Origin of the sequence: Nonomuraea sp. B19D2, from assembly GCF_040137845.1 — a bacterium.
Classification (GTDB): Bacteria; Actinomycetota; Actinomycetes; order Streptosporangiales; family Streptosporangiaceae; genus Nonomuraea.
Map to the genome: position 1 here is coordinate 1 of NZ_JBEFAK010000012.1, position 25810 is coordinate 25810.

A 25810-nucleotide genomic window follows, 5' to 3' on the forward strand; every position below is an offset into this window, starting at 1 on the left:
AGACTGCCCCCAGCTTCTATCGGGCCGCTGCGACGACCCAACGGTGCAGGTCTTTCACCTCACTCGACAATCCAGCGCCTCGTGGCGCACCAGCAGGAACTTGAACGACCTACGCACCCTCGCCCCCGCTCTTGGCCTTGGGGACACGCTCGTACTGGGTCTCGATGTACCGCTGGACCGTGACCGCGCTGACCGCGCCCACACTCGCCACAAAGTACGAGCGCGACCACAACGTCGGCAGCCGGGAGCGCAGGTGACCGAACTCGGCCCGCAAGTGGCGGGAGGTATAGCCCTTGAACTGGTTGGCCACGTACGACGGGGAGTCCTTCGGATGCGGCTTGACCAGCAGATGCACGTAGTCGGGCATCACCTCCAAGGCGATGATCTCCCAATCGTGCTCAGCGGCCTTGGCGCGCAGCAGTTCCTCCAGCCGGGTCTTGACCCGGCCGCCCAGGACCGGCCGCCGATACTTGGGGCACCACACCACGTGGTAGCCCAAGTCGTAGGCAGCGCCGGGGGAAGTGCGCACCTGACGAGACACACGATCAGTATAACGATGACGTTCTTATAGCACCCGTGTTCGCCGGAACCCGCACGGGCCTGCGGTACAAGGCACGCTCAGGCGCTAGAACGCCTTCCCGCCCGCCATTCCCCCGCCCCCTGAAGGGAGCGGTCCCCTGCCTTCGACCTGAAGGTAAAGAGCGCCTATTTCACATAAACATCCACTACTGCCCGGCGAGGCCCGTGTGCGCCACGCCGCGAATGATCTGCCGCTGGAAGAGCACGAAAATCACCAGCAGCGGCAGCCCCGCCAGTATCACCGAGGCCATGATCTGCGCGTACCGCAGCCCGAACGTCCCCTGCACCACGTTGGCCAGCCCCACGGGCAGCGTCATCGTGTTCGGGTCGGTGGAGACGAGGAACGGCCAGAGGAAGTTGTTCCAGGTCGTGATGAACGTGTAGATCGACACCGCGGCCAGCACGGGACGCGACAGCGGCAGCACGATCGTGAAGAACACCCGCCAGCGCCCGGCCCCGTCCACGAAGGCCGCCTGCTCCAGCTCGGGCGGCACGTCCTGGAAGAACTTGAACAGGATGTACACGACCAGTGGCGCGGCCACCTGCGGCAGGATGATCGACCACCAGGTGTCGACCAGGCCGAACGCCACCATCTCCGCGAACAGCGGGGCCATCAGCACCTGCGGCGGCACCATGATCCCGGCCAGGATCACCGCCAGCAGCGCGCGCTGCCCCCTGAACTGCGTGCGCGCGAACCCGTACGCCGCCATCGCCGAGAACAGCACGGTCATGAACGTGACGACCACCGCGGTCACGGTCGAGTTGATCGCCCACTTGACGATGCCGCCCGTGCCCAGGACCAGCCGGTACGCGTCCAGGGTGAGCTCGCTGCCGAACCACTGCAGCGGGATCTTCGTGGTCTCGGACTCCGGCTTGAGCGAGGTGGCCACGGCCCACAGGATCGGGGCGAGCCAGACGACCGCCAGCGCCAGGGCGATCACCAGCAGGACGAGCTGGCCGGGGCTGAACCGCTTGGTCATGACGAGACCTCCGCCCGCTTGCGGAACAGCCGGAGCTGGCCCAGGGAGACGATGACGATCAGGACGAACAGGATGTACGAGACGGCCGACGCGTAACCGATGCGGTAGCCGGTGAAGCCCATGTCGTAGGCGTACTCGATGATCGATCTGGTGGAGTCCTGGGGGCCGCCGCTGGTCATGAGGTAGATCTGGTCGAAGACCTTCAGCGAGGCCAGCAGCTGCAGCACCACGATCAGCGCGGTCGTGCGGCCGAGCAACGGCAGGGTGATGGAGCGCAGCTTGTGCCAGGCCGAGGCCCCGTCGATGGCGGCGGCCTCGTACAAGTGCTCCGGGATCGACTGGAGGGCGGCCAGGTAGAGCAGGAAGTTGAAGCCGACCGTCCACCAGACCGTGGTCAGCACCACCGACCACATGGCGGTCGACGGGTCGGTGAGCCAGGTGAAGTCGGTGCCCAGCGTGCCGTTGATCAGGCCGTACTCGGGCGGGTAGATCATCTGCAGCCAGAGGATCGACACCACGGCCGACGGCAGCAGGAACGGCCCGAAGAACGACAGCCGCCACAGCCACTGCACGAACCGCAGGTTGTGCACCAGCAGCGCGAACGCCAGGCCCAGGATGACCAGCGGGATCGTGCTCAGCACGGTGAAGACCACCGTGTTCCACAGCGAGTGCCACATGCGCGGGTCGGCGAACGCCTCGGCGTAGTTGTCGAACCCGACGAGGCGGTCGTTGGCGCCCGCGATGTTGACGCTCGACAGGCTCATCCGCAGGCCCAGCAGGACCGGCCAGACCAGGAAGACCACGTAGATCAGCAGGAAGGGCGCGACGAACAACAGCCCGTGCTGCGTCCAGCGGCGCTTGACCTTGACCTCGGTGACGGGGGCGGCGGCCGCGGGGGCGGCGATGGTGGTGCTCATCATCGCTCCTGGTCGGGGAAGGGGTTCGGGGCGGACAGCAGCCGGCTCAGCGCGGCCTTGGCGGTGGCCAGGCCCTCCTCCGGCGTCTGCTCGCCGCTGATGACCGGGGAGAACGCCTGGCCGAACTCGATCCACAGCCGCGAGGCCGAGCCGGCGAACCACACCTGCGGGTCGAGCGCGACCTCGGTGATGACCGAGCGGTACTCGGACTGGGGCTCCAGCGCGAGGTACTCGGGTTCTTGAAGGGCGGGCAGGTACGCGGGCACGTGCCCGGCGACCGCCCAGTCGGCGCTGTTCTTGACGAGGTAGGCGATGAACCGGTACGTGGCCCGCTCGACCTCGGGATCGCGGTTGCGCTGGTGCGGCAGCACGAACGAGTGGCAGTCGGCCTGCGCCGCGCCGCTGCCGAAGACGTCGGGGAAGCGCGTCATGCTGAACGGCGTCTTGCGTTCCTTCAGTCCTGTGGTCTCCCAGTCGCCGTTCCACAGGAAGGCGGCCTGGCCGTTGGTGAAGTTGGCCACGGAGGCGCCGTAGTCGGTGCGGGTGTCCAGCAGCCCGTCCTTGCCGAGTTGCTGCATGAACCGCAGCGTTTCGTGGGCCTTGGCGTCGTCGATGGCGATCTGCGTGTTGTCGGGGGACAGCAGGGCGCCGCCGCTCTGCGAGTAGAGCGTCCACCACGCCCGCCACGGGCCGACCGTCCCGAGGCCGAGGTCGTCGAAGTTGAGCGGCGGCTTGCCGCCCATGGCGTCCTTGGCCTTGCGCAGCTGGTCCAGCAGTTCGTCGGTGCCCTTGGTGGGCTTCAGCTTGCCGTCGGGGCCGAGCAGTCCCGCCTTGCCGCAGATGTCGGTGTTGTAGTACTGCACCATCGGGTGGGCGTCGAACGGGATCGCGTACAGCACCCCGTCGAGGTGGGCGCGCTCCCAGATCGGCGGGCTGAAGTCGGCGGCGCTCAGGCCGCTCTCCTCCAGCAGCTTCACGTTGATCGGGTCGAGGATCTCCCCGGCGCCGATCCCGGCCAGCCGGGCCAGGTGGAAGGTGGCCAGGTCGGGTGAGCGGCCGCCGGAGCCGGCCATCGCGATCTTCGTGTAGTACGGCTCGCCCCAGGCGAGCACGTTCTCCTCGACGAAGATGTCGGGATTGTCCGTGGCGAACGCCTGGACCATCTTGTTCATGATGATCCCGTCGCTCGCGCCGAGAAAGTGCCAGTACTTGACACGGGTCTGGGACGAGCCCAGTCCCATCGGAATGGCGCATCCGGTGGCGGCGGCGCCGGCGAGTGCGAGGGCGCCGCCGAGGAGGAGCCGGCGGGAGATTTCCGGGGGATCTTGCACGGTGGCCTCTTCCTACGAGCCATCGCTGGGGCAGGTTGTCGAGGGCCGGGAGCTTGTGCGGAGCTCTCGCTTGAGTCCGGGCATGTGTTGCGTCGGGGTTACCCGGAGTGTTAGCGGTAACAAACCGCCTGTCAAGACCTTTCGCCGCTCGGCCGACCTGGTGGTTCGCCCTTGACCGGCCAGCTTGTTATCGCTAACAATCTGGATCACGTAACGCCCGCGAAACCCAGGAGACCCCTCCGTGCACCACGCCAAGCTCACGCTCGATCCCGCTTTCAAGGTCGCCCCGGTCAGCCGGCGCACCTTCGGCACGTTCGTCGAACACCTCGGGCGCTGCGTCTACACCGGCATCTACGAGCCGGGCCACCCCTCGGCCGACGGCGACGGCTTCCGCGGCGACGTGCTCGACCTGACGAGGGAGCTGGGGGTGTCCACGGTCCGCTACCCGGGCGGCAACTTCGTCTCCGGCTACCGGTGGGAGGACGGCATCGGTCCCAGGGAGAACCGCCCCCGCCGCCTGGACCTGGCCTGGCACAGCACCGAGCCGAACGAGGTCGGCGTGGACGAGTTCGTACGCTGGTGCCGCAAGGCCGGCGTCGAGCCCATGATGGCCATCAACCTCGGCACCCGCGGCATCGAGGCGGCGCTCGACGTGCTGGAATACTGCAACCACCCGTCCGGCACCGCGCTGTCCGAGCTGCGCGTCGCCAACGGCTCCAAGGAGCCGCATGGGATCAGGATGTGGTGCCTGGGCAACGAGATGGACGGCCCCTGGCAGACCGGGCACAAGACCGCCCGCGAGTACGGCCGGCTCGCCGCCGAGACCGCCCGCGCCATGCGCATGGTGGACTCGTCGCTGGAGCTGGTCGCCTGCGGCAGCTCGAGCTCGTCGATGCCGACCTTCGGCACGTGGGAGGCCGAGGTGCTGGAGGAGACGTACGACCTGGTGGACTTCATCTCCTGCCACGCGTACTACGAGGAGAAGAACGGCGACCTCGGCAGCTTCCTGGCCTGCTCGACCAACATGGAGTACTTCATCCGCTCGGTCGTGGCCACCGCCGACCACGTCGGGGCCCGGCTGAAGTCGCGCAAGCGCATCAACATCTCCTTCGACGAGTGGAACGTCTGGTACCTGTCGCGCTTCCAGAACGCCGAGCCGCCCGCCGACTGGCCGGTCGCGCCGCGCCTGCTGGAGGACCACTACCACCTGGCAGACGCCGTCGCCTTCGGCGGGCTGCTGATCACCCTGCTGCGCAACAGCGACCGGGTGACCGCCGCGTCGCTGGCGCAGCTGGTGAACGTGATCGCGCCCATCATGACGGAGCCCGGCGGGCGGGCCTGGAGGCAGACCACCTTCCACCCGTTCGCGCAGGCGTCCCGGCTCGCCGCCGGCGACGTGCTGCGGGTGGAGCCGGTGAGCCCGACGTACGAGACGGCGGACTATGGAGACGTGCCGCTGGTGCACGCGGTGGCCACGCACTCGGCGGAGGGCACGACGCTGTTCGCGGTCAACCGCTCGACCGACGGGCCGCTCTCCCTGGAGATCGACGCCCGGGCGCTCGGGGGCGCGCGCATCGTGGAGGCCACCACCCTGACGCACCCGGACGTGTACGCCCGGAACACGGCTGACGACCCGGACCGGGTCGCGCCCAGGCCGAACACGGACGTGGAGCACGATCCGGCCCGCGTGCTCCTGCCCCCGGTCTCCTGGAACGTGATCCGACTGGCCTGACCGCGGCGGGCTAGCTCGAGGCGGGGGCGGTGCTCTCCCGCACCACAAGCTCGGGCTCGACCAGCCGCCGCCGGTCGGGCTCGGTGCCCGCCATCCGGTCGAGCAGCAGGTGGAAGGCGTGCCTGCCGACCTCGCCGAAGTCCTGCCGTACGGTCGTCAGCGGCGGCCAGAAGTAGGCCGACTCGGGGATGTCGTCGAACCCGGCCACGCTCACGTCCTCGGGCACGCGCCGCCCGGCCTCGCGCAGGGCGCGCAGCACGCCGAGCGCCATCTGGTCGTTGGCCACGAACACGGCGGTGACCTGGGATTCCTGGGCCAGCCGCTGCCCGAGCTGGTAGCCGGAGCGCGAGCTCCAGTCGCCACGCAGCACCTCGGGCACCGGCCGGTCCGCGGACTCCAGCACGTCGCGCCACCCCTCGATGCGGCCGTTGGCGTCGAGCCAGTCGGCCGGCCCCGCCACGTGCCACACGGTCCGGTGGCCGAGGTTGAGCAGGTGTCTGGTCGCCCGTACGGCCCCGGCCCGCTGGTCGACCTTGGCCACGGGCACGGGGATGTCGTCACCGGCATCGACCGCGACCACGGGCATCTCCGGCGGCAGATGCCGCAGCCCGTCGGCGGCCGACTCATGCGGCGCCACGATGATCACGCCGTCGACGGCCTGGGCGCGCAGCCGTTCCACGCCCTCCTCCATCGACCTGCGGTTGAGCGAGGGCAGGCTGGCGATGCTCACATTGAACCCGGCGTTCCTGGCGGCCTGCTCGATGCAGTAGAGCGTGGAGGCGGGGCCGTACAGGGTGGTGTCGATGCTGACGACGCCCAGCACCCCGGACCGCCCGGTGACGAGCTGCCGCGCGGCCTGGTTGGGCCGGTAGTCGAGCTCGCGCACGGCGGCCAGCACCCGGGCCCTGGTCTCGGCCCTCACCCGGTCGGGCGCGTTGAGCACACGCGAGACGGTCATGGCGGAAACGCCGGCGAGTACGGCGACGTCCATGAGCACCGCGGGCCTGCCGTCCCTGGATCTCACCGAGGCTCACCCCCTCCCCGATAACGCTAACAGCCAAAGTCCCGGAACGCGCGAACCAATATCACTCCCCGAGGCGTTCCCGGAAAGCTCCAGGAAGAAAAGCAAGGCCTTCCATGAATAGGCGCTTCGCGCACGAGATTCCAGACAGCGCTCCCCAGGGGGCTCACGCCCCCCTCGACCCCCCGGAAACCCTCGCTCGCTCCGCTCGCCATCACCCGCCCGTTGCGCGATTGCCCGGTGGGCCTGCTGGAGCCCGCCCCCTCGCGCTCCCCGCGCGCAGACCGATCCCGGCAGCTGCGGGCTGCCGGGATCGACGGCGGCAGGTCAGGGCCGCACGGAACCCAGGCTGACCGGCAAGGACAGCGGGCCGATCGTGAAGAACGACGGGGAGTAGGGGATGTCCCCCGGGTCGATCGCCAATCTGAGCTCAGGCAGCCGCCGATACAGCGACTCGAGCGCCAGCCGGCTCTCCAGCCGGGCCAGCGGCGCGCCGATGCAGTACCGCGGGCCGTGGCCGAACCCGAGGTGCCCGGTCTGCTTCCTGGTGATGTCGAACTGGTCCGCGGTGTCGCCGTACTCCTCCGGGTCGATGCCGGTCGACTGGTAGACCACGCCGACCGCGTTGCCCTTGGGGATGTGCACCCCCGCGATGGTCACGTCCTCCGCGGTGAACCGGAAGCTGGTCATCATCACCGAGTGGCGGTAACGCAGGGTCTCCTCGACCACGTCGTCCCACCGGTCCTCGGCCTTGGCCAGCTCGAGCTGGTCCGGGTTCTGAGCCAGCGCCACGATGGCGTGCCCGAGGAGATGGACGGTGGTCTCGTGGCCGGCGACCAGCATCAACCACAGCACGCCGACCAGTTCGTCGGTGGTGAGCTTGTCGCCCTCGTCACGAGCCTGAACGAGGCCGGAGGTGAGGTCGTCGCCCGGCTCCCGCTGCTTGCGTTCCGCCAGTGCGTACAGGTAGGCCTGAAGATTGTTCTGCGTCTCGAACGCAACCTCCGGCGGAGTGGTGTGCGCCAGCAGCGTGGAGGTCCAGTTGCGCAGCCGGAGCCGGTCCTCGGCGGGCACGCCGAACAGCTCGCAGATCACCCACATCGGCACCGCCTCGGTGAAGGCGGGAACCAGGTCGACGCCGTCACCTGCGGCCACCACCTCATCCAGCAAGCCATCGATCATCTGCTGGATCCGCGGCTCCAGAGCGCGTACGCGGGCCGGCGTGAACGCCTTGCCGACCAGGCCGCGCAGCCGCCTGTGGTCGCCGCCGTCCTTGGTGGCCAGGTGACCGCCCTGAACGATGGCACGCAGCGGCCAGTCTTCGGGGATCGACCCGTCGTACAGGGCGGGCCAGTGCTTGGGATCCCTGAGGAAGGTCGTGTTGTCCCCGGCGAGGATCTCCCGTACGGCGTTGTGGGTCAGGGCCAGGTACGCGGGCACACCACCGGGAAACTCGACCTGGACCACGGGCGCGATCTCCCGAAGCCGGATGCAGGTGTCGAGGGGGTATTCGTCCACAGCGGGGAAGGAAGGAAGGGTTGCTGTCATTTGATGCCCTTAGTGTGGAGGAGGACCGCTAAGCGACGAGCGCCCCAATCAAATATCTGTTGTGATCTCCAAAACAACACGCGCAAGTGATCAGTAACGTAATGGTTACATAGCGCTCACGCGCTGTGTTACCGCAATCAACCTGGCGACGTGCTCAGCGTGCGGCTGCTCGTGGTGAGCGGGTCAACATGGCGATATCGGAGCCGAACGTGACCAGCATCTGGCCCCGCGGCGTCGTCGTGAGGTTGTCGACGTAGCAGGGGAAGCGCAGGACGGGTCCGAACCGCTCTCCGGTGCGCAAGTCCCACGCCTGCACGGTGTCCGGTCCGCCGGATACGGCAACCGGCCGGCCGTCGAGTTCCGTGCAGGCCACCAATCGGACCGCTTCTCCGCCATGCCCGACCATCGGGGTGCCCAGCCGGCGCTGGGCGGCCAGATCCCATCTGCGTACCGTGCCGTCATCGCTGCCGGTCACCGCGATGGGACGGCCGTCCACCTCGGCGCATGCCACCGCGTGGACGGTATCGGTGTGGCCGGTCATCGGCGTACCGATGGGCTCTCCGGTGGCCAGATCCCAGACCTGTACGGCGTCCTCGCGCTCGCCGAGGTCGTTGTCGCGGGTCCAGGCGCTGGTCACCACGACGGCGCGCCCGTTCAGCACGGTGCATGCCACTCCGTGTACCCAACCGCTGCCGGGGGCGGGCGCGTCGAACGGCTCGCAGCTGCGCAGGTCCCAAACCCGAAGGTCGCCGTTGCAGAGCGAGATCGCGATCGGGCGGCCGTCCACCCAGGTGCACTCCACTTGGTCCATGGAGAACCGCCCAGGCTGGGTGGTGTGCACCATCGGGCTGCCGACCAACTCGCCCGCGCCCAGATCCCAAAGGCACACCGACCGGTCTATGCCCGCGACCGCAAGGTCGCGGCCGTCCAGATGCAGGTAGGTGAGGGCGGCCACGTCCTCTTCACGGCTGTCACCGGTGGGGAGCCAGATCATCGGCCCGCCGATCGGTTTCCCGGTGGCCAGGTCCCACAGCCGGGCGTACTCCTCCCAAAGGTCGCCGTCCTCCTCGGCATGGTCGGAGCCGCCGGACATCACGACGGCGCGACCGCCGATCTCGGCCGGGGCCACGGCGTGCACGTCCATGGTGTGTCCGACGACCGGCTGTCCGGCCGGCTCGTGGGCGCCCACGACCCAGGCCCGTACCCATCCCTCGTAGCCGCATGTCACCACCACCGGACGCCCGTCGACGACAGCGCAGGCAAGCGCGCGCACATAATCGAAGCCCGACGACGGCCGGCCTACCGGCTGTGCGAGCAGTTCCCCTGCCGCCAGGTCCCACACCCGGACGGTGCCGTTCCAGTCGCCGACCAGGGCCACGCGGCGCCCGTCCAGATCGGCGCACGCGATGTCCCGGGCCCCACCGGTGTGCCCGCCCAGCGGCGCCCCGATCAAGGCATGTCCGGCCAGGTCCCAGAGCAGCACCTCCCCACCCGCGCAAGCGGCGACCGCCACCGGCTGGCCGTCCAGGTCCGTGCACGCCACCGTGGTCATGGTGCGCTCGCGGGGGTAACCGGGCAGGATCAGCTCACCGATGCGTTCACTGGTGGCCAGGTCCCAAACCAGGCCCTGTTCCCCCGCCGTCACCAGCACGATCCGTCCGTCCAGCGTGGTGCACGCCATCGCCTCCATATCGCCTCCGGTGTGCCCGGCCATCGGCCGCCCGATCCGCTCCCCGGTGGCCACGTCCCACACCTGCGCGCCCCTCCGGCTGCCGGTGACCACGACCAGGCGACCGTCGAGACAAGCCGGCACCAGTAGCAAGCACGAGTGGAAGCCACGCGTCGACATCGCCTGGACGGGTTCGCGAGTGACCAGGTCCCAGACCCACACATCGCCGTGAGCGTCCAAACTGGCGATCACGGGGCGGCCGTCCAGTTCGGCGCACGCCACGGCCTTCACGACGGCCTCGTGCCCGGCGAACGAGTCACCGACGGCCGAGCCCGTCGTCAGATCCCACACGCGCACCAGCGCGTCGTCGCCACCGGTCACCGCTACCGGCCGCCCGTCCAGCAGCGTGCAGGCCACCGCTCCGGCGCCATCCTCATGCGCCGGGATCGCCAGGAGCCGGCGCTGGCCGGCCCCGTTGCCGGTCGCCCACCTCGGCGTCCACTCTGGCCACGCCGCCCCCGCGACGGACACCTCGGCAAAACACCTCGCCAGCTCCCCGTCGCCGAGCCGAGCCGCATCCAGGCTCAATATCTGCCGCCGCACCTCCGGGGCTTCGTCGCGATGCCACGTCAACGACAGCCGGTAGACGGCCGCCGCCAGCCGCGCCCGCGGGCTCTGCGCCCGGCCCAGCAGCGGAATCACCTCCGCCGGGTCGGCCATGACCAGGTACGCACAGTCGCTCAGCGCCAGATCGGCGTCTTCCCTGTACCCATCCATCTCGATGATCTTGATAGCAGACCCGAGCACCCTGAGTACATCCGATTACCGATCAGGCGCCGCCGCGCCGGCTCCCCAGGAACGACCCCACCCCATCGCCACGAACGCCTCTGGGCCCTACGTCCGTCCAGCTGAGTACGAATGCTCATGCGCCGTTCTGGCGGCCTTCATACGCTTCAATCATGTTTCTCAAGCTGGCCGCCACCGGCCTGTGGCTCGGGTGGGCAGCCGCCGCCGCAGCCGTCGCCGGCCTCTGGTTCTGGTGGACGGCCCCTTGGGACGACGGCAACGACAGGTGGAAACTGGTGGCCGCCCAGCCGTCGGTCACCTACGGACAGGTCATCGCCACCGGAGAGCACGAGGCCTGGGCCTTCGGCTGGGACATCCTCGGCATCGGCGCCTGGCTGCCGATGGCCGACGGCCCGCATCGCCCCACGGTCTTCCACTGGGACGGCGACCGCTGGACGAAAAGCGACTTCCCGGTAAAACGCGGCAGCATCGGCGCGGTCGCCGCGTCCGCCCCCTCCAACGTGTGGGCCCTGGCCGGCGACGAGGGCGGCACCGCCGTCCTGCGCTGGGACGGACACGCCTGGACGATCGTCCGGAAGCTGCCCGTTACGGCCGAGAGTCTCGCCGTCACCGCTGACAACGACGTGTGGGTCTTCGGCGACCACATGACCTGGCACTACAACGGCGCCACCTGGTCGGAACAGAGCGTCTCCTTCCGCGCCTTCCGCGTCAGCGCCCGCTCTGCCTCCGACATCTGGGCCCTCGACGGCGACGCCCCCTGGGTGCACCATTTCGACGGCAAGGCCTGGACCCGAGTCGACCTGACCCCGGCACTACCGACGGCACCGCCCCCGTCCGACGATTCCCCACCCGACCCGGCCGGCCCTCGGCTGACCGCCATCACCGCCGACCCGTCCGGCATCTGGATCACGGGGGAGATCGGGGCGTCGTCGTTCCTGCTCTCCCAGACCGGTTCCGGCTGGCGCAGCGAGGACACCTCCGCGAAGGCCGGACGCATGGTCCGCAACCTCCCACCCGTCCCCGACGCCAGGGGCGGCCACTGGTTTCTCGGCTCCACCGACATCAACGGTTACGACTCCGCCCTCGCCCACCGCGACTCCTCCGGCCACTGGACCAGGGTCCCGTCCGGCGGCGAACTGACCTCGCTGTCGGCCGTCCCCGGCGGCCCGCTCCTGGCCACCGGAGTGATCGGCAGAGCTTCAGGCGTCTTCCGCAACCTTCCCTGAAGAGGACCCTGCAGCACCTTGCGTCCTTCCCGAGGCCGAGGCTTCGGAGGAGGCCCGCCTTGCAGGCAAGGCCGAGAGCTTCGTTCGTGAGGCCGGATCTGAGGGCGGTACGGCCACTGAGATCTACCGGGCTCTCAACATCAAGGCGGCCGACCTTCGGTAGATCGTGGCCCAGGGGTCCCGGGCTCCGAGACGATGCGGGTACGGCGTACCACGACGCCTCGGCCGATCGTCTCCTTGGTCAGGCTGGCCCAGGGAGCGTCGAAGTCGGTGCGATCGAAGGGCAAGCCCTCCCGCCACGCACGATAGCCAGGGCTTGAGTAGCCGTGGCCGTCCCGCATCTCCAGGTGCACCGCTGAGCGCGTACAGCGCCGGAGCAACTCATCCAACGTCACTTGCTGGCGTCGGCCAGCATAGCGAGCCGACTGGGTTTCCGTATTGCCCGAGTTGCGGGGATACGGAAACCCATAGCCGGAAGCCGGCGGATCTCCAACGTGGGTGGTATGAAGCCGACCGAGATCAGGCCGGTCCGGTAGTCTCGGCTGGTAGCGAAGAGCTTGGTCACGCGATGTCGGGCACCGGCAAGTCCACGGCGTTAGGGGGTGGTCTTCGAACCCGGGCCACCCGGACTCCATTTCCTGGCTGATGAACGCCCGCCGCGATGTGATCATTGAAGCTCACCCAGAGGGCGCCCGGGCCTGGACCAAGCATCAGCCCGACTCAGCCGAAGCGGCCTGATCAGCACTTCAGCTCACAACCGGGCAGGTCCAACTCGATCACACTGTCCGGCCCTGCAGGCTCTACCCGCCAGGCTCGGCGCCGGTCATCTGGGTTGTGCCGAGCCGGGCCAGCAGCGGGAGGGTGGTGAGTTGGACAAGGGCGGCGACGCCGAGGATACCGGTGGTGACCTCCTCCCGCCAGCCGGGGAGGTGCTCGGAGAAGCCAGACTGCTCGTCCATGTACATCAGCAGGTTGCCCCAAGCCACGAGCAACAACGTCAACAGGTAGACACCCGTGAAGACGCCGACGATCAGCAGTGAACGCGGGCGAAGGCCGCGCCTGCGCAGGAGGATCCCGTGCAGAGCCAGAGCGGCGGCGGGCACGACGGCGAAGGCGCATACCTCGAACATGAGTTCCAGCGCGTAGTCGGCCTCCCAGAAGGACCCGGCAGGGGCTGTGGCGCGGGCGATCCGGTCGGACACGAGGTTGGCCGCGGCGAAGGCCAAAAGGAACGCCAACGGGAGCAGGAGGAGCCACGCGCTCCAGGGGGGAAGAAGGACAGCGTCGCGGAGCACGACGCCGTACACCGCTAGAAGCTGGGCGATCGCGGCGGTGGCGAGGATCCAGCCGAGCAGCGGCAGGTACCACGGCGGCGACAGCGGGCCCATGTCGAAGGGCATCGTGGCGTATCCGCCCGCCGGGTCGGGAAACTGCTCGTCGTAGCCGGTGACCGGGTTCAGGACGTAGATGACCGGCATCGCGGCTGCGTAGGCGACGTTCAGCAAGCCCGTCCCGAACGCGAGGCCCGCGGGTCGGCGGCTCAATCCGAACTCGACGAGGCCGAACAGGAGGGTGGCGACGATGAAGAAGGCCCCGAGCAGGGCGATGCGTCCTTGGGCGAAGGGGATGAAGGCGTCGATCGCCTGGGGCGCCACGTGCTCGTTGGCCTCGACGGGGGCGGTGGGAAGGCGCCCGTTCACATCGCGGACGGCGAAGAAGTTGACGACGATCACGACGAGCCCGCACGGCAGTGGAAACCATGTCAGTTTGCCCATAACGGTTCGATGATCGCATGTGGTGATCGGTTCAAGCCGAGCGCCGGCGCTCCGCGCATCGGGCGATGCCTACGTCCGGGCGGAGCCGCTCGTGGCCGACCGTGTCCATCTGGGCTAAAGCACCCTCCACACGTTGGGTTCCGGAGACTCTCGGTCAGGCGCAGGTTGCCAAGAGCTCTGCGAGGCGTTCAGCCGGGGTGTCCCAGTCGAGCGTCTTGCGAGGTCGGGAGTTCAGTCCGTCGGCGACGGCGTCGAGGTCCTGGCGGGTACGGACGGACAGGTCCGTGCTCTTGGGGAAGTACTGGCGCAGCAGCCCGTTGGCGTTCTCGTTCGAGCCGCGCTGCCAGGAGCTGGCCGGGTCGCAGAAGTAGACGGGCACGTCGGTGGCGATGGTGAACTCGTGGTGGCGGCCCATCTTGCTGCCCTGGTCCCAGGTCAAGGATCGCTTGAGATGGGCGGGCAGCGTGGCCATGGCCGCCACCAAGGCGTCGCGCATGCGCTCGGCGCTGCGGTCGAGGGGCAGGTGGACGAGCATCACGTAGCGGGTGCTGCGCGGACTTGCACACCTGCCGGCCTGAAGGGTGGTCGGGGGCCGTCAAGAGAGGCCGCCGAATCGTGGGGCATCACGGTCAGCACAGGTGCTGACAGCAACCATGATCGATCGGGAACAACAAGAAGCCCCAGACTCCCGGCATGTGCCGCGAGCTGGGGCTTTAACTCCTGTTTGACCAGGTCAGACCTGATTTGCTATGGAGCCTGGTGGACGATACTGGGATTGAACCAGTGACCTCTTCCGTGTCAGGGAAGCGCTCTCCCGCTGAGCTAATCGTCCTTGGAGGTGGAGACGGGATTTGAACCCGTGTGGACGGCTTTGCAGGCCGCTGCCTCGCCTCTCGGCCACTCCACCGAGTCGAACCTCTCCGAGCGGAAGACGGGATTCGAACCCGCGACCCTCACCTTGGCAAGGTGATGCTCTACCACTGAGCCACTTCCGCGTTGCCTCGATAACTCTAGCGCGTTTGCCGACCAGATGCTCACCGTGGGCCGCGTTCAGCGGTCCACGGCAGGTTGCGGAGTGCCCTACTTGCGGAGCTGGCGGGCCACGCTGCGCTCCGTGGCGGGCAGGCTGAGGAAGATCTCCAGGATGCGGGTGAGGCGGTGGACCTCGATGCGGTGGAAGGCCGGGCCCTCCGAGCGGGCCAGGATGAGGGAGAGGGCCAGGGGCGGCAGGGGGGCGTGGATGAGGTGGAGACCCTCCTCGAGGGTGACGGCCGTCGGGCGGGACGGTGTCTCCTGCGGGACCACCAGGTCTTTGGGGGCGCGCCAGCTCGCGTAGACCACGCGTTCGCCGGACGTCGTGGCGGCCCAGTCGGCGCTGAAGAGGACGGGGAGCGAGTCGACGAGCGTGGTGAGAGCCCGGTCGCCCGCCGTGGTGATGTATTTGAGGATCTCCAGCTCAGGGTACGTGCCCGGCGCTTCCCTGGTGGTCCAGACCCCCTCGACCGCCACGCCGTCGACGGTCTCCAAACTCTTGATCAGCGACTGCCTGGGCATGCTCTCCGGGAAGAAGATCGTGATGTCGTCGACGGCCGTGCCCGCGCCCCGGTCGAGCACGGTCACCTGCGTGATATCGGCTCCCGCCGCGCCCAGAACCTTGGTCACCTGTGCCAGGGAACCCGGTCTGTCGGGCAGCGCCAAGCGCACGCGAAGAAGCATCCGTCCCCCCAACGACGATCCGGACAACAGCGTCTCTGATCAGCTTAACGATCCTCTGCCAGGCGCGGTGGCTGGGATTGTTCCCCACCGGGGGTGGGATGGGGTGCGTGGGCATGTCGGCAGGGCGACGCCGCTCCAGTGCCGGCTGTACGGAGGTGCCCGTCAGCGGTCCCAAGCAGCTGCAGCTTCGAATGCCCCAACAGGTTCAGCCCTCAGCGTGCCAGTCCGGGTCGGATTCATCCCAGAATGGCGGGGCGAATGTGCCGTCGCGACACGTCACGACCCTCCCGTCTCGGAGGCTGAGCAGCTCCGGCTCATCATCCTCGTACCACCGCTGGTAGCCGAAAAAGGACTGGTTCTTGTGGAGCCTGGCGGCCAGCCAGTCGATCAGCTCGGCCACCTCGGCGTGCCCGTCGGGGTGGATCTCCCATCGGCAGGTCAGCGCCCAGCGTTCGTCGCCGTGGTCAGCCCCGCGAACCAGGATGGAGAAGCCGGCGCCGGTGATCTTCGAAGCCGCGTACGGCGACCCGTCGCCCCACGCCGGTTCCGGGAACTCCTTGATCACCCAGTCGCCGTGCTCATCCTGCACCGGCTCCTGCTCGTCGCGCAGCAGGTCGAGCACCTCATTGACGACGATCGTCTCCTCGGTGATGTGCTCGGGCCGCGGACCGAGGCCCAGGTGCCAGCGCAACTCGGCAAGTTCGGTCTCGGACAGGTCGCCACGCAGGTCCATCGCGACCATGAGTTCGTGAATGTCGGCCACGGCGGCACCCTATCGACACGAGCCGACACCGGGCGGCCGTGCCTGTCGGGCCGGCACGGCTGATCCCTCAGGCCGAGAGGTGCGCGAGCGGTGGTTCGTGGCCCCGCTCGTGGATGTCCGTTTGGGGTAGTGGCGGAAGATCAGCGCTCGTGAGCCGTGGTCGATCGCTGAGCGGGTCGCCGGTCAAGCGGAGACTTCTCGGTGATCCGTTCGCGAGGTAGCTGGTAGAGCGCCTGCAGGGCGCGGAGGAAGCCGTGGCGGTCGGCCTCGGGGAGGCGTGTGAGCAGGTGCTCCTCGTTGGCCTGGATCTCGGCCCGCACCGATCTGCGCACCTCGCGGCCCTTGGCGGTGATCGTGAGGATCCGCGCGCGGCGGTCGTGAGGGTCCGGTTCGCGGGTGATGGCAGAGGCCGACCTCGTCGCACTCGACGCGCTGGCCGTCCGCGTCAGCGTCGAGTTGGCGGATCGAGTGCGGCCGGCGGACCTGTCCCGTCCGACGCCGTGTGTCGGATGGACCGTGTACGGGCTGCTCGCGCACATGGCCACGCAGCACTACGGTTTCGCTGCGGCGTCCAGGGGAGACGGCGATCTCGCCCGGTGGAAGCTGCGTTCTCTCGGCGACGACCCCGTGGCGGGCTACCGGGCCTCGGCCGAACACGTCATGGCGGCCTTCGCCGCCGACGGCGTGCTGGAGCGCATGTTCCCGCTGCCCGAGTTCACAAGCGGCAGTGCCTTCCCCGGGGCGCAGGCGATCAGCTTTCACTTCATCGACTACGTGGTGCACTCCTGGGATCTCGCCAAGGCACTGGGTGCCGAGGTCAAGTTCCCGCCGGACCTGCTGGACGTGGCCCTCGCTGTGGCGAAGGCCGTACCCGACGGTAAGGCGCGTTTCGCACCCGGGGCGGCTTTCGCGCCGGCGCTCTCGTGGCCAGGCGGGGCGCGTCTGGATGAGATCGTCGCCATCCTGGGCCGTTCGCCGACCTGGCCCGAATCCGACTAAGTGCTTCAATGGGCCTGTCCGCGAATACCCGTTACGGACTGACCTGCGCTACAACTGAGCGAGTGAAGATTGGGCCGATTGAGGTATGGCCGCCGGTGGTGCTCGCGCCGATGGCGGGCATCACGAACGCGCCGTTCCGCGTGTTGTGCAGGGAGCAGGGCGCGGGGCTGTTCGTGTGCGAGATGATCACGACGCGCGGGCTGGTCGAGCGCAATCCCAAGACGCTGCGGATGATCAGGTTCGCGGAGTCGGAGCGGCCCAGGAGCATCCAGCTGTACGGGGTGGACCCAGGCATCGTGGGGCGGGCGGTCAGGATGATCGCCGAGGAGGACCTGGCCGATCACATCGATCTCAACTTCGGCTGCCCCGTGCCCAAGGTGACCAGGCGCGGCGGCGGGTCCGCGCTGCCGTACAAGAGGAATCTGCTGCGGCGGATCCTGCGGGAGGCGGTCGCCAACGCGGGGTCGTTGCCCGTGACGATGAAGATGCGCAAGGGGATCGACGACGATCATCTGACGTATCTCGACGCCGGGCGGATCGCGGCCGAGGAGGGGGTCGCGGCGGTCGCGCTGCACGCGCGCACCGCCAAGCAGCATTACGGGGGTGTGGCCGACTGGGCGGCCGTCGCCCGGCTGAAGGAGGCCGTGCCGGACATCCCCGTGCTGGGGAACGGCGACATCTGGTGCGCCGACGACGCCCTGCGGATGGTGGCGCGTACGGGGTGCGACGGCGTGGTCGTCGGGCGGGGGTGCCTGGGGCGGCCGTGGTTGTTCAAGGACCTGGAGAACGCGTTCAACGGCAGCCCCGAGCGGGCCCGGCCGACGCTCGGCGAGGTCGCCGAGGTGATGGCCAGGCACGCCGAAGGGCTGACCGAGTGCTTCGACATCGAGCGGTACGCCGTCGCCGACTTCCGCAAGCATGTCGGGTGGTATCTGAAGGGGTTCACGGTCGGGAGCGAACTGCGGCGGGAGCTGGCCACGGCCGAGTCGCTCGACGGGCTGCGCGAAGGGCTGGCGAAGCTGGAGCACGATCAGCCGTGGCCGCCGAACACCGACACGCCACGAGGGAAGTCGGGGGAGCGGTCCAAGGTGCTTCTGCCGGACGGGTGGCTGGACGATCCCTGGGACTGCCCGATCCCAGACAGTGATGCCGAGTCCGACATCTCGGGTGGCTGAGCGCCCCCGAGGGTAGCTGAGCGTTCCGAGGGGTGAGCGGCTGTCAGTGGGGGCCGGTGGCTTCGGTGCCGCAGGGGCCGCCGCCCACGGCCGGCTCCAGCCGGACGGGCTCGCCCGACATCGTGAGCGTCGGGTAGTACTCGGCGATCCGCTCGGCCGAGCGCCCGACGTAGTGGCAGATGAAGCTGCGCCGGAAGCGGTCGGCCGTGCTGTTCGGCTCCGAGCCGTGCACCAGGCTGCCGTTGAAGAAGAGCACGTCGCCGGGGTTCATGTCGACGGGCACCCGCTCCAGGCCGGGCGGCGGCGGGACGTACTCGCGGGTGAACGAGATGTCCTGGTCGGCCTCCTCCGGGCAGAACAGGTCCATCAGGTGCGTGCCCGGCACGACCTCGAGACCGCCGTTCGCCCGGTCCACCCGGTCGAGCGCCACCCACGCGGCCACGCACGTGCCCGGTTCGACCCGGAGGTAGAAGTTGTCCTGGTGCAGCGCCTGGCCCCTGGCGCCCGGCGGCTTGAAGTAGAACATGCTCTGGGCTGCTATCGGCTCCTCGCCCAGGATGTCGCGGAGTATCGCGGCGATGCGCGTGTCGAGCAGGTAGCGCAGGGCCAGGTCGTTCACCTGATGCGGGTGCATGATCCGCGGGTAGTCGCGGAGGATGTCGTACGGCTGCCCGGGTTCCTGCGGCTTAGGGGAGAAATGGCCAGGGATCGGCCCCTGGGCGTGCAGCGCCATGAACTCGTCGCGCAGCTCGGCAACCTCTTCAGGAGCGAGCAGACCGGGCACCAGCATGTACCCCTGATCGTGGAAGTCGTTGAGCCTCATGTGTCTCACGCTAAGGAGCGGGATCGTGGAACGGTATGCCTGTGACCGCTGAGGACCTGTCTGTTCCTGCTGCCGAGCTGACGATCGTGGGCCACTACGACAAGGCCCCCGGCTACGCCACGCGCCGCCCCACCGGGTCGCCGAGCTGGCTGCTGCTGTGGACCGAGGCGGGAGCGGGGCTCGTGGAGCAGGGCGGGGCGTCGTTCGCGGCCCGGGGCGGGGATCTGGTGGTGCTGGGGTCTGGGGTGTCCCAGTACTACAGGGTGCTGGCGGGGGAGGAACGGTGGCGCTTCTGGTGGGTGCACTTCCAGCCCCGGCCACCGTGGGCGGCCTGGCTGGCGCCCTATGCGCGTGGAGATGGGGGCCATCTGGTCGGGGGCGTGCCGGCGGGCGTGCACGGGCGGATCGGCCTGGCGTTCGAGCGGGCGCTCCAGGACGCGCGGTGGGTGCCCGACGCGCCCTTGCCCACCGGCGCGCCCGTTCCCACTGACGTGCGGGTGCCGGCGGTCGTCGTTGCGGGGGCGGCCAGGGAGCTGGTGCTGGGCGCCGTGGAAGAGGTGCTCGTGCTCGCCACCGCCTCCGCGCGGCCCGAAGCGGCGCGCCGGTCCGACGAGGGTGACGAGCGGGTGGGCCGGGCGCTCGCGCTCATCGCCGCCGAGCCCGGAGCGCCGCACTCGGTCGCCTCGCTCGCCCGCGCGGTCGCGCTCTCGCCGTCCCGCTTCGCCCACCTGTTCGCCGCCGAGACCGGGCGCACCCCGATGCAGGCCGTGCGTGCGGCGCGGGTACGGCACGCGGCCAGCCTGCTCGAGGTGACGGACCTGGACGTGGGGCAGGTGGCGGCGGCCTGCGGCTTCGTCAGCCCGTTCCACTTCAGCCGGGCGTTCAAGCGCGAGTACGGCCTGCCGCCCCGCGACTACCGCGCCCGCCTCCGCCCGCAATCCTGACCCGGGAAACGCGCGCCGATGGCTGCCCGCGCCCTGCCATCCTGCGTGCCGGTCGCCGGACGACGTGCCTCGGCGGCGCGCTCATGGGGCGGGTCAGCGGGTGACGGGGAGGGGGCCCTTGTCGGGAGTGAAGAGCTGGTCGTCCAGGTGGTCGACCGCGTAGTCGATGGCCCCCACCACCACGCACTCGTCGCCGAGCGTGGACGCGCGTACGTCCGGCATGCGCATGCACGTGCGCTCCAGCCGTTCCCGCAGCGGTCCGAGCAGCACGTCCGCCGAGCGCGAGAACCCGCCGCCCAGCACCACCATCTGCGGATCCAGGATGAGCACCATCGCGGCCGTGCCCACCGCGAGGTCGTCCACGTACCGCTGGACGGCGGCGATGGCCGCCGGATCCCCGTTCCGCGCGGCGGCGAGCGTGAACCCGGCCGCGTCCTCGGGCGCGGTGCCCGCGGGGACGGACGGGCAGGTGTTGAGGTGCTCAGGAGCGTCGAACCAGCGGGCCTCGGGCAGCATGGAGATCTCCCCGGCCGCCGCGCCGAACCCTCGGTGCACCTTCCCGCCGATGATCAGGCCGGCTCCCATGCGCCGGCCCACGTGCAGGAACACCACGTCCCGGGCGCCCTTGGCCACCCCGCGCCTGGTCTCGGCCATGGCGGCCAGGCGGCTGTCGTTCTCGATGAGCACCTGGCAGGGGAACATCTCCCGCATCTTGCCCGCGAGGTCGAGGTCGCGCCAGGCGGGCACGGCGGCCGAGTAGATGACGCGTCCCTCGACGTCGATCACGCCGACGGTGCCCACCGAGATCGTCCACACGTCGGAGACCGACGTACGGCTGAGCGCCAGGCATCCGGAGACGGCCCGCTCGATCGCCGCCAGCCGCTCCTCGATCGGGGCGTCGGGGAGCACCGGCTGCCGGGTCTCCGCGAGGATCTCGCCGTCCAGGTCGGACAGGGCGGCGCGGATGTTGTGACCCCCTATGTCCACCCCGACCAGGTAGCCGCTGTCGGCGCGGAAGCGGTAGCGGCGGGCCGGCCGGCCCATGGTGCCGGGGCTCGGCGGCACCTCCTCCACCCAGCCGAGCTCCATGAGCTCGTCGGTGACCTCCTTCATGGACGGCCTGGACAGGCCGGTCCGCTCGGCGAGCGCCGACAGGGTGAGCGGACCCGCCCTGCGCAGCTCCCGGATGGCCGTCAGCGAGTTGAGCTGCCGCAGCCGGGACAGGTCGCCGCCGCGAACGTCCGCCATCGCCGTCCTTAAGTAGGTCTCCTATGTAACCACAGATTATGCCAGCGATCGGCCGGTGTACGCCTCCTGCACACCTCCCGTTATAGCGGGAAAAGAGGGTCATTGACCCGTGCGAGCGCCGGTGCTACTAATGAAGGGCTCCTTTGAAAGTCGAGAGGAATCAGGATGTCCTTCGCTGACATCGGCGAGATCAGGTGTGGCCCTGGCGAGGCGCGGGTGTTCGAGCAGGGCTGGCAGTCGTGGAGCCCCACGGGCGCGTACCGCCTGACGGAGGCCCCGCCCAGGCCCGCCGACGAGACCATCCAGATCCTCGCCTACCGCCCCGAGACCCCCATCCCCGACGGGGTGTTCCAGGGCGAAGGGCTCCTGGCCGTCGAGCCGGGCGACGGGTCCGTCGAGCTCTGGTCGGCGCCGAGCCCCCTGCAGGTGCCGTCGATCAGGGCGCGCGAGGAGGGCGGCCGCCTGGTGGTCTCCGCCGACGGCCCGGTACGCCACCACCGCTCGGAAGGCGGCCTGGACCAGGCCCTGCGCGACTGGGCAGACACCATGGCGGACACAGCGGCGGGGCCCCGGAGGACGTTCCCCGCCGTCCCGCCCATATGGTGCACCTGGTACGGCTACTGGGACAAAGTCACCGACGCCGACGTCATCGAGAACCTCCAGCTCTCCGAGCGGCTCGGCCTGGGCGCCGACATGTTCCTCATCGACGACGGCTACGAGGCCGAGATCGGCGACTGGCTGGAGGGACGGCCCGAGTTCGGCTCGCTCGCCAGGGCCGTGGACGCCGTCACGGACGCCGGCCGGCGGGCCGGGATCTGGACCGCGCCGTTCCTCGTCGGCCACCGCAGCCGGATCTTCCGCGAGCACCCCGACTGGCTGGTCCGGGGCGCGTACGCGGGACGCATGTGGGACCAGGAACTGGCGGTGCTCGACGTCACCCACCCCGAGGTTGCCGAGCACCTGGTGAACGTCTTCCGGACGTTCAGCGCGATGGGGATCAGCCACTTCAAGCTCGACTTCGTCTACGCGGGAGCGCTCGCGGGCGGGCGGCACGAGGACCTCGACCCGATCGCCGCGTACCGGCGCGGCCTGGAGCTGATCCGCCGGGGCGCCGGCGCGGAGGCGACCCTGCACGGGTGCGGGGCGCCGATGTTGCCCAGCATCGGCCTGGTGGACATCATGCGGGTCAGCCCGGACATCGCGCCGACCGTGCAGCCCAAGTCCGGCGACATCAGCCAGCCGTCCCAGCTCGGGGCCCGCCTCACGGGGGCGGCCCGGGAGTTCCTGCACGCCCGGTGGTGGGTCAACGACCCGGACTGCATCATCCTGCGCCCCGAGGTGGAGGCGCGGGAGGAGTGGGCGGAGCACCTCGCCGGCACCGGCGGCCTGCGCGGATCGAGCGACCCGATCGCGGCCCTGGACGACTGGGGCCTGGAGACGACCAGGCGCCTCATGGTCCCGACGGCGACGGACCCGTCGTGACCAGCCACACCGCGGAGAGCGGCCTGGTGCGGGACGTCCAGGCGGCGAAGGGGCGGCGCAGGCGGGGGAGCGGCTGGCACGCGTACCTGTTCGTGGCGCCCAGCCTCTTCGGCGTGCTGGCCTTCCTGCTGCTCCCCATGGTCATCGTGCTCGTCCTCAGCCTCTTCGACTGGGAACTGCTCTCGGACCCGAAGTTCGTCGGCCTCGACAACTACCGCCGTCTGGCGGGCGACGGGCAGACGTGGCACTCGCTCGGCGTGACGATCGCGTACGTCCTGCTCTGCATCCCGCTGCAGACCGTCCTCGCCCTGAGCGTGGCCATGCTGCTCAACCAGCGCATCAAGGGCGTCAGGTTCTACCGGTCGCTCTTCGTCGTGCCGTGGATGGCCACCCCCATCGTCCTGGCCCTGATCTGGGGCTGGATCTTCGACCCGCGCGACGGCGCCATCAACAGCGCCCTCGCGCTGGTCGGGATCACCGGCCCGGACTGGTTGTCCGACCCCACGTGGGCGCTGCCCGCCGTCGCGCTGGTCAGCGTCTGGCAGTACACCGGCTACAACATGCTGTTCTTCCTGGCCGGGCTTCAGGGCATCCCGAAGGAGCTGCACGACGCGGCCGAGACCGACGGCGCCACCCCGGCGCAGCGGTTCTGGCGGGTGACGCTGCCGCTGCTCAACCCCACGATGTTCTTCGTCAGCGTGACCAACCTGATCGGCTCCTTCCAGGTGTTCGACACGGTGTACGCGATGACGGACGGCGGCCCCAGCCACACCACCGAAGTGATCAACTTCAGGATCTTCCAGACCGCGTTCAAGGAGTTCGACTTCGGCTACGCGGCCACGCTGTCGACCCTGCTCTTCCTGATCATCTTCCTGGCGACGATGGCGCAGGTCAGGTTCTTCGGCAAGCGCACCACCTACGACCTGAGCTGAGCGGAGACCATGGCCAAGCGAATCCTCCTGTACGCCGTGCTCGCGGCCGGTGCGTTCGTCTCCGTCTTCCCGTACCTGCTCGTCGTGCTGACCGCGGTCAAGACCCAGGCGCAGCTGAGCGAGACGGCCCCCTGGCTGCCCGGGCTGCCGCCGACCGCGGACAACCTGGCGAAGATGCTGGCCGGGGACTTCCCGCGCTACCTGCTCAACACGGCCGTGATGACGGCGCTGCTGACGGCGGGCCAGCTGGTGTTCACCACGTTCGCCGCGTACGCGTTCGCGCGCCTGCGGTTCAAGGGCAGGGACGTGCTGTTCTGGCTGTTCGTGGCGACGATGATGGTGCCGAGCGCCGTCACGATGATCCCGCTGTTCCTGATCATGCGGGAGCTGGACCTCGTCAACACCTGGTACGGCCTGCTCGCCCCGTACGTGCTCGGCACCCCGTACGGGATCTTCCTGATGCGGCAGTTCTTCAAGACCCTGCCCTCCGGCCTGGAGGAGGCGGCGCGGATCGACGGGGCGGGGCCGCTGACGATCCTGCTCCGCGTCATGCTCCCGCTCTGCCGCCCGGCACTCGGCACGCTGGCGATCATCACGGTGATCTCCTCGTGGAACAGCTTCCTCTGGCCGCTGATCATCACCAGCAGCGACGACACCAAGGTCATCACGGTGGCCATCGCCACGCTCAAGCAGGGCATCGGCGTCGACTACAACCTCATGATGGCCGGCAGCCTGATCGCGCTGGTGCCGATGGTGGCGGTCTTCATCTTCTTCCAGAAGCACATCGTCAGATCGGTCGTCCTCACCGGTCTCAAGTAAGAAGAGGTCAGCGAATGTTGCACAACCCCCCGATTCGCTTGGCGCTGCTCGGCGCCGTCCTGCTCGCCCTCACCTCGTGCGGCTCAGGCTCGGGCGGCGGCGAGTCCGGCAAGGTCACGTTGACCTACCGGCTCTGGGACGACCAGCAGAAGGCCGGCTACGAGAAGGTCATGGCCGCCTTCGAGAAGGCCAACCCCGGCATCGACGTCAACATCGAGCTGCTGCCGTACGACCAGTACTGGACGAAGCTCACCGCGGACGTCGTCGCGGGCACGGCGCCGGACGTGTTCTGGATGAGCCCCACCCAGTTCCCCGAATACGTGACCAAGGGCGTGCTCAGCCCGGTCCAGGTCGACCGGTCGAAGTACCACCAGACCGTCGTCGGCTCCTTCACCTACCAGGACAAGCTGTACGGCGTCCCCAAGGACTGGGGAATCGTCGGCCTGCTCTACAACAAGGACCTGTTCAAGAAGGCCGGCGTGGAGATGCCCGACAAGCTCACCTGGGCGGCGGACGGCACCGGCACCCTGCTCGACACGGCACGCAAGCTCACCGTGGACGAGGCCGGCAAGCACCCGGGCGACGCCGGCTTCGACCCCGACAAGGTCAAGTCGTACGGCTTCGCCTCCTGGAACCACTACCAGACGCAGTGGATGAACTGGGTCAGCTCGAACGGCGGCAAGCTCGTCGACAAGCCCTTCGGCAAGTACGCCTTCAACGACCCGGCGTCGGTGCAGGCGCTGCAGTTCGGCGTGGACCTGGTGAACAAGCACCACGTCTCCCCGCCCGCCACCCAGACCAACCCGCCCACCGGCAAGGTCACCGACATGTTCAAGGCGGGCAAGGTCGCGATGTTCCCCGCCAACAACGCGCTGCTGCCGTTCGTGGCGCCCGAGGCCACCTTCGAGATCGGCGTCGCGCCCATGCCTGAGGGGCCGAAGGGCCGCTCGGTCAACCTGAACGGCCTGGCCGAGGCCGTCTACGCCAAGAGCAAGCACCCCAAGGAGGCCATGAAGCTGGCCGAATACCTCGGCACCCAGGAGCCGCAGAAGACGATGGCCGACGGCGGCTACGTCTTCCCCGCACTCAACGGCCTCAGCCAGGGCTACGTCGACTTCTGGAAGTCGAAGAAGGTCGACGTCTCGCCGTTCGCGACGGAGGCCGAGGGCTCGACCTTCTCGCTGCCGGTCACCACCGGCTTCACCGGCTTCGAGACGAAGCTCAACCAGATCTTCAACGAGATGTACCTCGGAAAACTCACTCCAGAAGCCGCCGCCAACCAGGCTGTCACCGAAGGCAACGCCACCGTCAATTGACCTGCACC

At 69.1% G+C, this 25810-nt stretch carries 23 protein-coding genes, 3 tRNA genes and 1 pseudogene; 9 read left to right on the forward strand and 18 right to left on the reverse strand.

Annotated elements, in window-relative coordinates; genetic code table 11:
- Nucleotides 1–109 precede the first annotated feature (109 nt).
- The 4 genes from tnpA to ABN273_RS22585 all read right to left on the reverse strand — a co-directional run bounded on the left by tnpA (nucleotide 110) and on the right by ABN273_RS22585 (nucleotide 3807).
- A complete protein-coding gene (tnpA, locus tag ABN273_RS22570) occupies nucleotides 110–541 on the reverse strand; it encodes an IS200/IS605 family transposase (RefSeq protein WP_349450938.1) in 432 nt (143 codons plus the stop codon).
- Between the two features lie 184 nt (nucleotides 542–725).
- Nucleotides 726–1559, reverse strand: a complete 834-nt coding sequence (locus ABN273_RS22575; RefSeq protein ID WP_349450939.1) for a carbohydrate ABC transporter permease — start codon at nucleotides 1557–1559, stop codon at nucleotides 726–728.
- Complete coding sequence (locus ABN273_RS22580) at nucleotides 1556–2476, reverse strand: carbohydrate ABC transporter permease (protein WP_502911117.1); 921 nt, start codon at nucleotides 2474–2476, stop codon at nucleotides 1556–1558. The genes ABN273_RS22575 and ABN273_RS22580 overlap by 4 nt, the downstream gene beginning before the upstream one ends.
- Nucleotides 2476–3807 (reverse strand): extracellular solute-binding protein, encoded by a 1332-nt coding sequence (locus ABN273_RS22585; RefSeq protein ID WP_349450941.1) that lies wholly within the window; start codon nucleotides 3805–3807, stop codon nucleotides 2476–2478. The genes ABN273_RS22580 and ABN273_RS22585 overlap by 1 nt, the downstream gene beginning before the upstream one ends.
- A 241-nt stretch (nucleotides 3808–4048) precedes the next feature.
- Here ABN273_RS22585 and arfA point away from each other — a divergent pair, with 241 nt between their 5' ends.
- Complete coding sequence (arfA, locus tag ABN273_RS22590; RefSeq protein WP_349450943.1) at nucleotides 4049–5539, forward strand: arabinosylfuranosidase ArfA; 1491 nt, start codon at nucleotides 4049–4051, stop codon at nucleotides 5537–5539.
- A 10-nt stretch (nucleotides 5540–5549) separates the two neighbouring features.
- Here the strand turns inward: arfA and ABN273_RS22595 are convergent, their stop codons facing one another.
- From ABN273_RS22595 to ABN273_RS22605, 3 genes are all read right to left on the reverse strand, one after another.
- The gene (locus ABN273_RS22595; protein WP_502911112.1) at nucleotides 5550–6563 is read right to left on the reverse strand and encodes a LacI family DNA-binding transcriptional regulator; all 1014 of its coding nucleotides are present in this window, start codon (nucleotides 6561–6563) and stop codon (nucleotides 5550–5552) included.
- 324 nt (nucleotides 6564–6887) lie between these two features.
- Nucleotides 6888–8078 carry a cytochrome P450 family protein gene (locus ABN273_RS22600; protein WP_349450944.1) on the reverse strand — a complete coding sequence of 397 codons (1191 nt, stop codon included), beginning with the start codon at nucleotides 8076–8078 and terminating at the stop codon, nucleotides 6888–6890.
- Nucleotides 8079–8262: 184 nt separating this feature from the next.
- Nucleotides 8263–10554 carry a WD40 repeat domain-containing protein gene (locus ABN273_RS22605; RefSeq protein WP_349450945.1) on the reverse strand — a complete coding sequence of 764 codons (2292 nt, stop codon included), beginning with the start codon at nucleotides 10552–10554 and terminating at the stop codon, nucleotides 8263–8265.
- 182 nt (nucleotides 10555–10736) lie between these two features.
- Between ABN273_RS22605 and ABN273_RS22610 the strand changes: the two genes are divergently transcribed.
- The gene (locus ABN273_RS22610; RefSeq protein ID WP_349450946.1) at nucleotides 10737–11810 is read left to right on the forward strand and encodes a hypothetical protein; all 1074 of its coding nucleotides are present in this window, start codon (nucleotides 10737–10739) and stop codon (nucleotides 11808–11810) included.
- A 140-nt stretch (nucleotides 11811–11950) separates the two neighbouring features.
- On the opposite strand, the gene ABN273_RS59545 is transcribed toward ABN273_RS22610, so the two are convergent.
- The 9 genes and pseudogenes from ABN273_RS59545 to ABN273_RS22650 all read right to left on the reverse strand — a co-directional run bounded on the left by ABN273_RS59545 (nucleotide 11951) and on the right by ABN273_RS22650 (nucleotide 16396).
- Complete coding sequence (locus ABN273_RS59545; RefSeq protein ID WP_502911113.1) at nucleotides 11951–12481, reverse strand: DUF6879 family protein; 531 nt, start codon at nucleotides 12479–12481, stop codon at nucleotides 11951–11953.
- Nucleotides 12482–12610: 129 nt separating this feature from the next.
- Nucleotides 12611–13585 (reverse strand): hypothetical protein, encoded by a 975-nt coding sequence (locus ABN273_RS22615; RefSeq protein ID WP_349450947.1) that lies wholly within the window; start codon nucleotides 13583–13585, stop codon nucleotides 12611–12613.
- Between the two features lie 154 nt (nucleotides 13586–13739).
- Nucleotides 13740–14138, reverse strand: a pseudogene (locus tag ABN273_RS22620) (IS30 family transposase); the annotation flags it as partial.
- Nucleotides 14139–14342: 204 nt separating this feature from the next.
- Nucleotides 14343–14417 (reverse strand) — tRNA-Val (locus ABN273_RS22625).
- 1 nt (nucleotide 14418) lies between these two features.
- Nucleotides 14419–14492, reverse strand: a tRNA-Cys gene (locus ABN273_RS22630).
- Between the two features lie 16 nt (nucleotides 14493–14508).
- Nucleotides 14509–14580: transfer RNA gene (locus ABN273_RS22635), tRNA-Gly, on the reverse strand.
- Nucleotides 14581–14665: 85 nt separating this feature from the next.
- Nucleotides 14666–15301, reverse strand: a complete 636-nt coding sequence (locus tag ABN273_RS22640; protein ID WP_349450948.1) for an ACT domain-containing protein — start codon at nucleotides 15299–15301, stop codon at nucleotides 14666–14668.
- Nucleotides 15302–15506: 205 nt separating this feature from the next.
- Nucleotides 15507–16064, reverse strand: a complete 558-nt coding sequence (locus tag ABN273_RS22645) for a hypothetical protein (RefSeq protein ID WP_349450949.1) — start codon at nucleotides 16062–16064, stop codon at nucleotides 15507–15509.
- 140 nt (nucleotides 16065–16204) lie between these two features.
- Nucleotides 16205–16396: a hypothetical protein gene (locus ABN273_RS22650; RefSeq protein ID WP_349450950.1), complete on the reverse strand. Its 192-nt coding sequence runs from the start codon at nucleotides 16394–16396 to the stop codon at nucleotides 16205–16207.
- Nucleotides 16397–16463: 67 nt separating this feature from the next.
- Here ABN273_RS22650 and ABN273_RS22655 point away from each other — a divergent pair, with 67 nt between their 5' ends.
- Complete coding sequence (locus tag ABN273_RS22655; RefSeq protein WP_349451189.1) at nucleotides 16464–17063, forward strand: TIGR03086 family metal-binding protein; 600 nt, start codon at nucleotides 16464–16466, stop codon at nucleotides 17061–17063.
- A 62-nt stretch (nucleotides 17064–17125) separates the two neighbouring features.
- Entirely contained in the window at nucleotides 17126–18238 is a 1113-nt protein-coding gene (dusB, locus tag ABN273_RS22660; RefSeq protein WP_349450951.1) for a tRNA dihydrouridine synthase DusB, read from the forward strand.
- A 43-nt stretch (nucleotides 18239–18281) separates the two neighbouring features.
- Here dusB and ABN273_RS22665 read toward each other — a convergent pair whose 3' ends face one another.
- The gene (locus tag ABN273_RS22665; RefSeq protein ID WP_349450952.1) at nucleotides 18282–19061 is read right to left on the reverse strand and encodes a phytanoyl-CoA dioxygenase family protein; all 780 of its coding nucleotides are present in this window, start codon (nucleotides 19059–19061) and stop codon (nucleotides 18282–18284) included.
- A gap of 41 nt (nucleotides 19062–19102) precedes the next feature.
- On the opposite strand from ABN273_RS22665, the gene ABN273_RS22670 reads away from it, so the two are divergent.
- Nucleotides 19103–20005, forward strand: coding sequence for a helix-turn-helix domain-containing protein (locus ABN273_RS22670; protein WP_349450953.1), 903 nt, complete (start codon nucleotides 19103–19105; stop codon nucleotides 20003–20005).
- Between the two features lie 93 nt (nucleotides 20006–20098).
- On the opposite strand, the gene ABN273_RS22675 is transcribed toward ABN273_RS22670, so the two are convergent.
- The gene (locus ABN273_RS22675) at nucleotides 20099–21253 is read right to left on the reverse strand and encodes an ROK family transcriptional regulator (RefSeq protein ID WP_349450954.1); all 1155 of its coding nucleotides are present in this window, start codon (nucleotides 21251–21253) and stop codon (nucleotides 20099–20101) included.
- A 165-nt stretch (nucleotides 21254–21418) separates the two neighbouring features.
- On the opposite strand from ABN273_RS22675, the gene ABN273_RS22680 reads away from it, so the two are divergent.
- From ABN273_RS22680 to ABN273_RS22695, 4 genes are read left to right on the forward strand one after another with little or no spacing between them, the layout of a single operon-like run.
- The gene (locus ABN273_RS22680) at nucleotides 21419–22735 is read left to right on the forward strand and encodes a glycoside hydrolase family 36 protein (protein ID WP_349450955.1); all 1317 of its coding nucleotides are present in this window, start codon (nucleotides 21419–21421) and stop codon (nucleotides 22733–22735) included.
- Nucleotides 22732–23667 carry a carbohydrate ABC transporter permease gene (locus ABN273_RS22685; RefSeq protein WP_349450956.1) on the forward strand — a complete coding sequence of 312 codons (936 nt, stop codon included), beginning with the start codon at nucleotides 22732–22734 and terminating at the stop codon, nucleotides 23665–23667. Before ABN273_RS22680 ends, ABN273_RS22685 begins: the two co-directional genes overlap by 4 nt.
- A gap of 9 nt (nucleotides 23668–23676) precedes the next feature.
- Nucleotides 23677–24486 carry a carbohydrate ABC transporter permease gene (locus tag ABN273_RS22690; protein ID WP_349450957.1) on the forward strand — a complete coding sequence of 270 codons (810 nt, stop codon included), beginning with the start codon at nucleotides 23677–23679 and terminating at the stop codon, nucleotides 24484–24486.
- A 14-nt stretch (nucleotides 24487–24500) separates the two neighbouring features.
- Nucleotides 24501–25802 (forward strand): ABC transporter substrate-binding protein, encoded by a 1302-nt coding sequence (locus ABN273_RS22695; protein ID WP_349450958.1) that lies wholly within the window; start codon nucleotides 24501–24503, stop codon nucleotides 25800–25802.
- Nucleotides 25803–25810 lie beyond the last annotated feature (8 nt).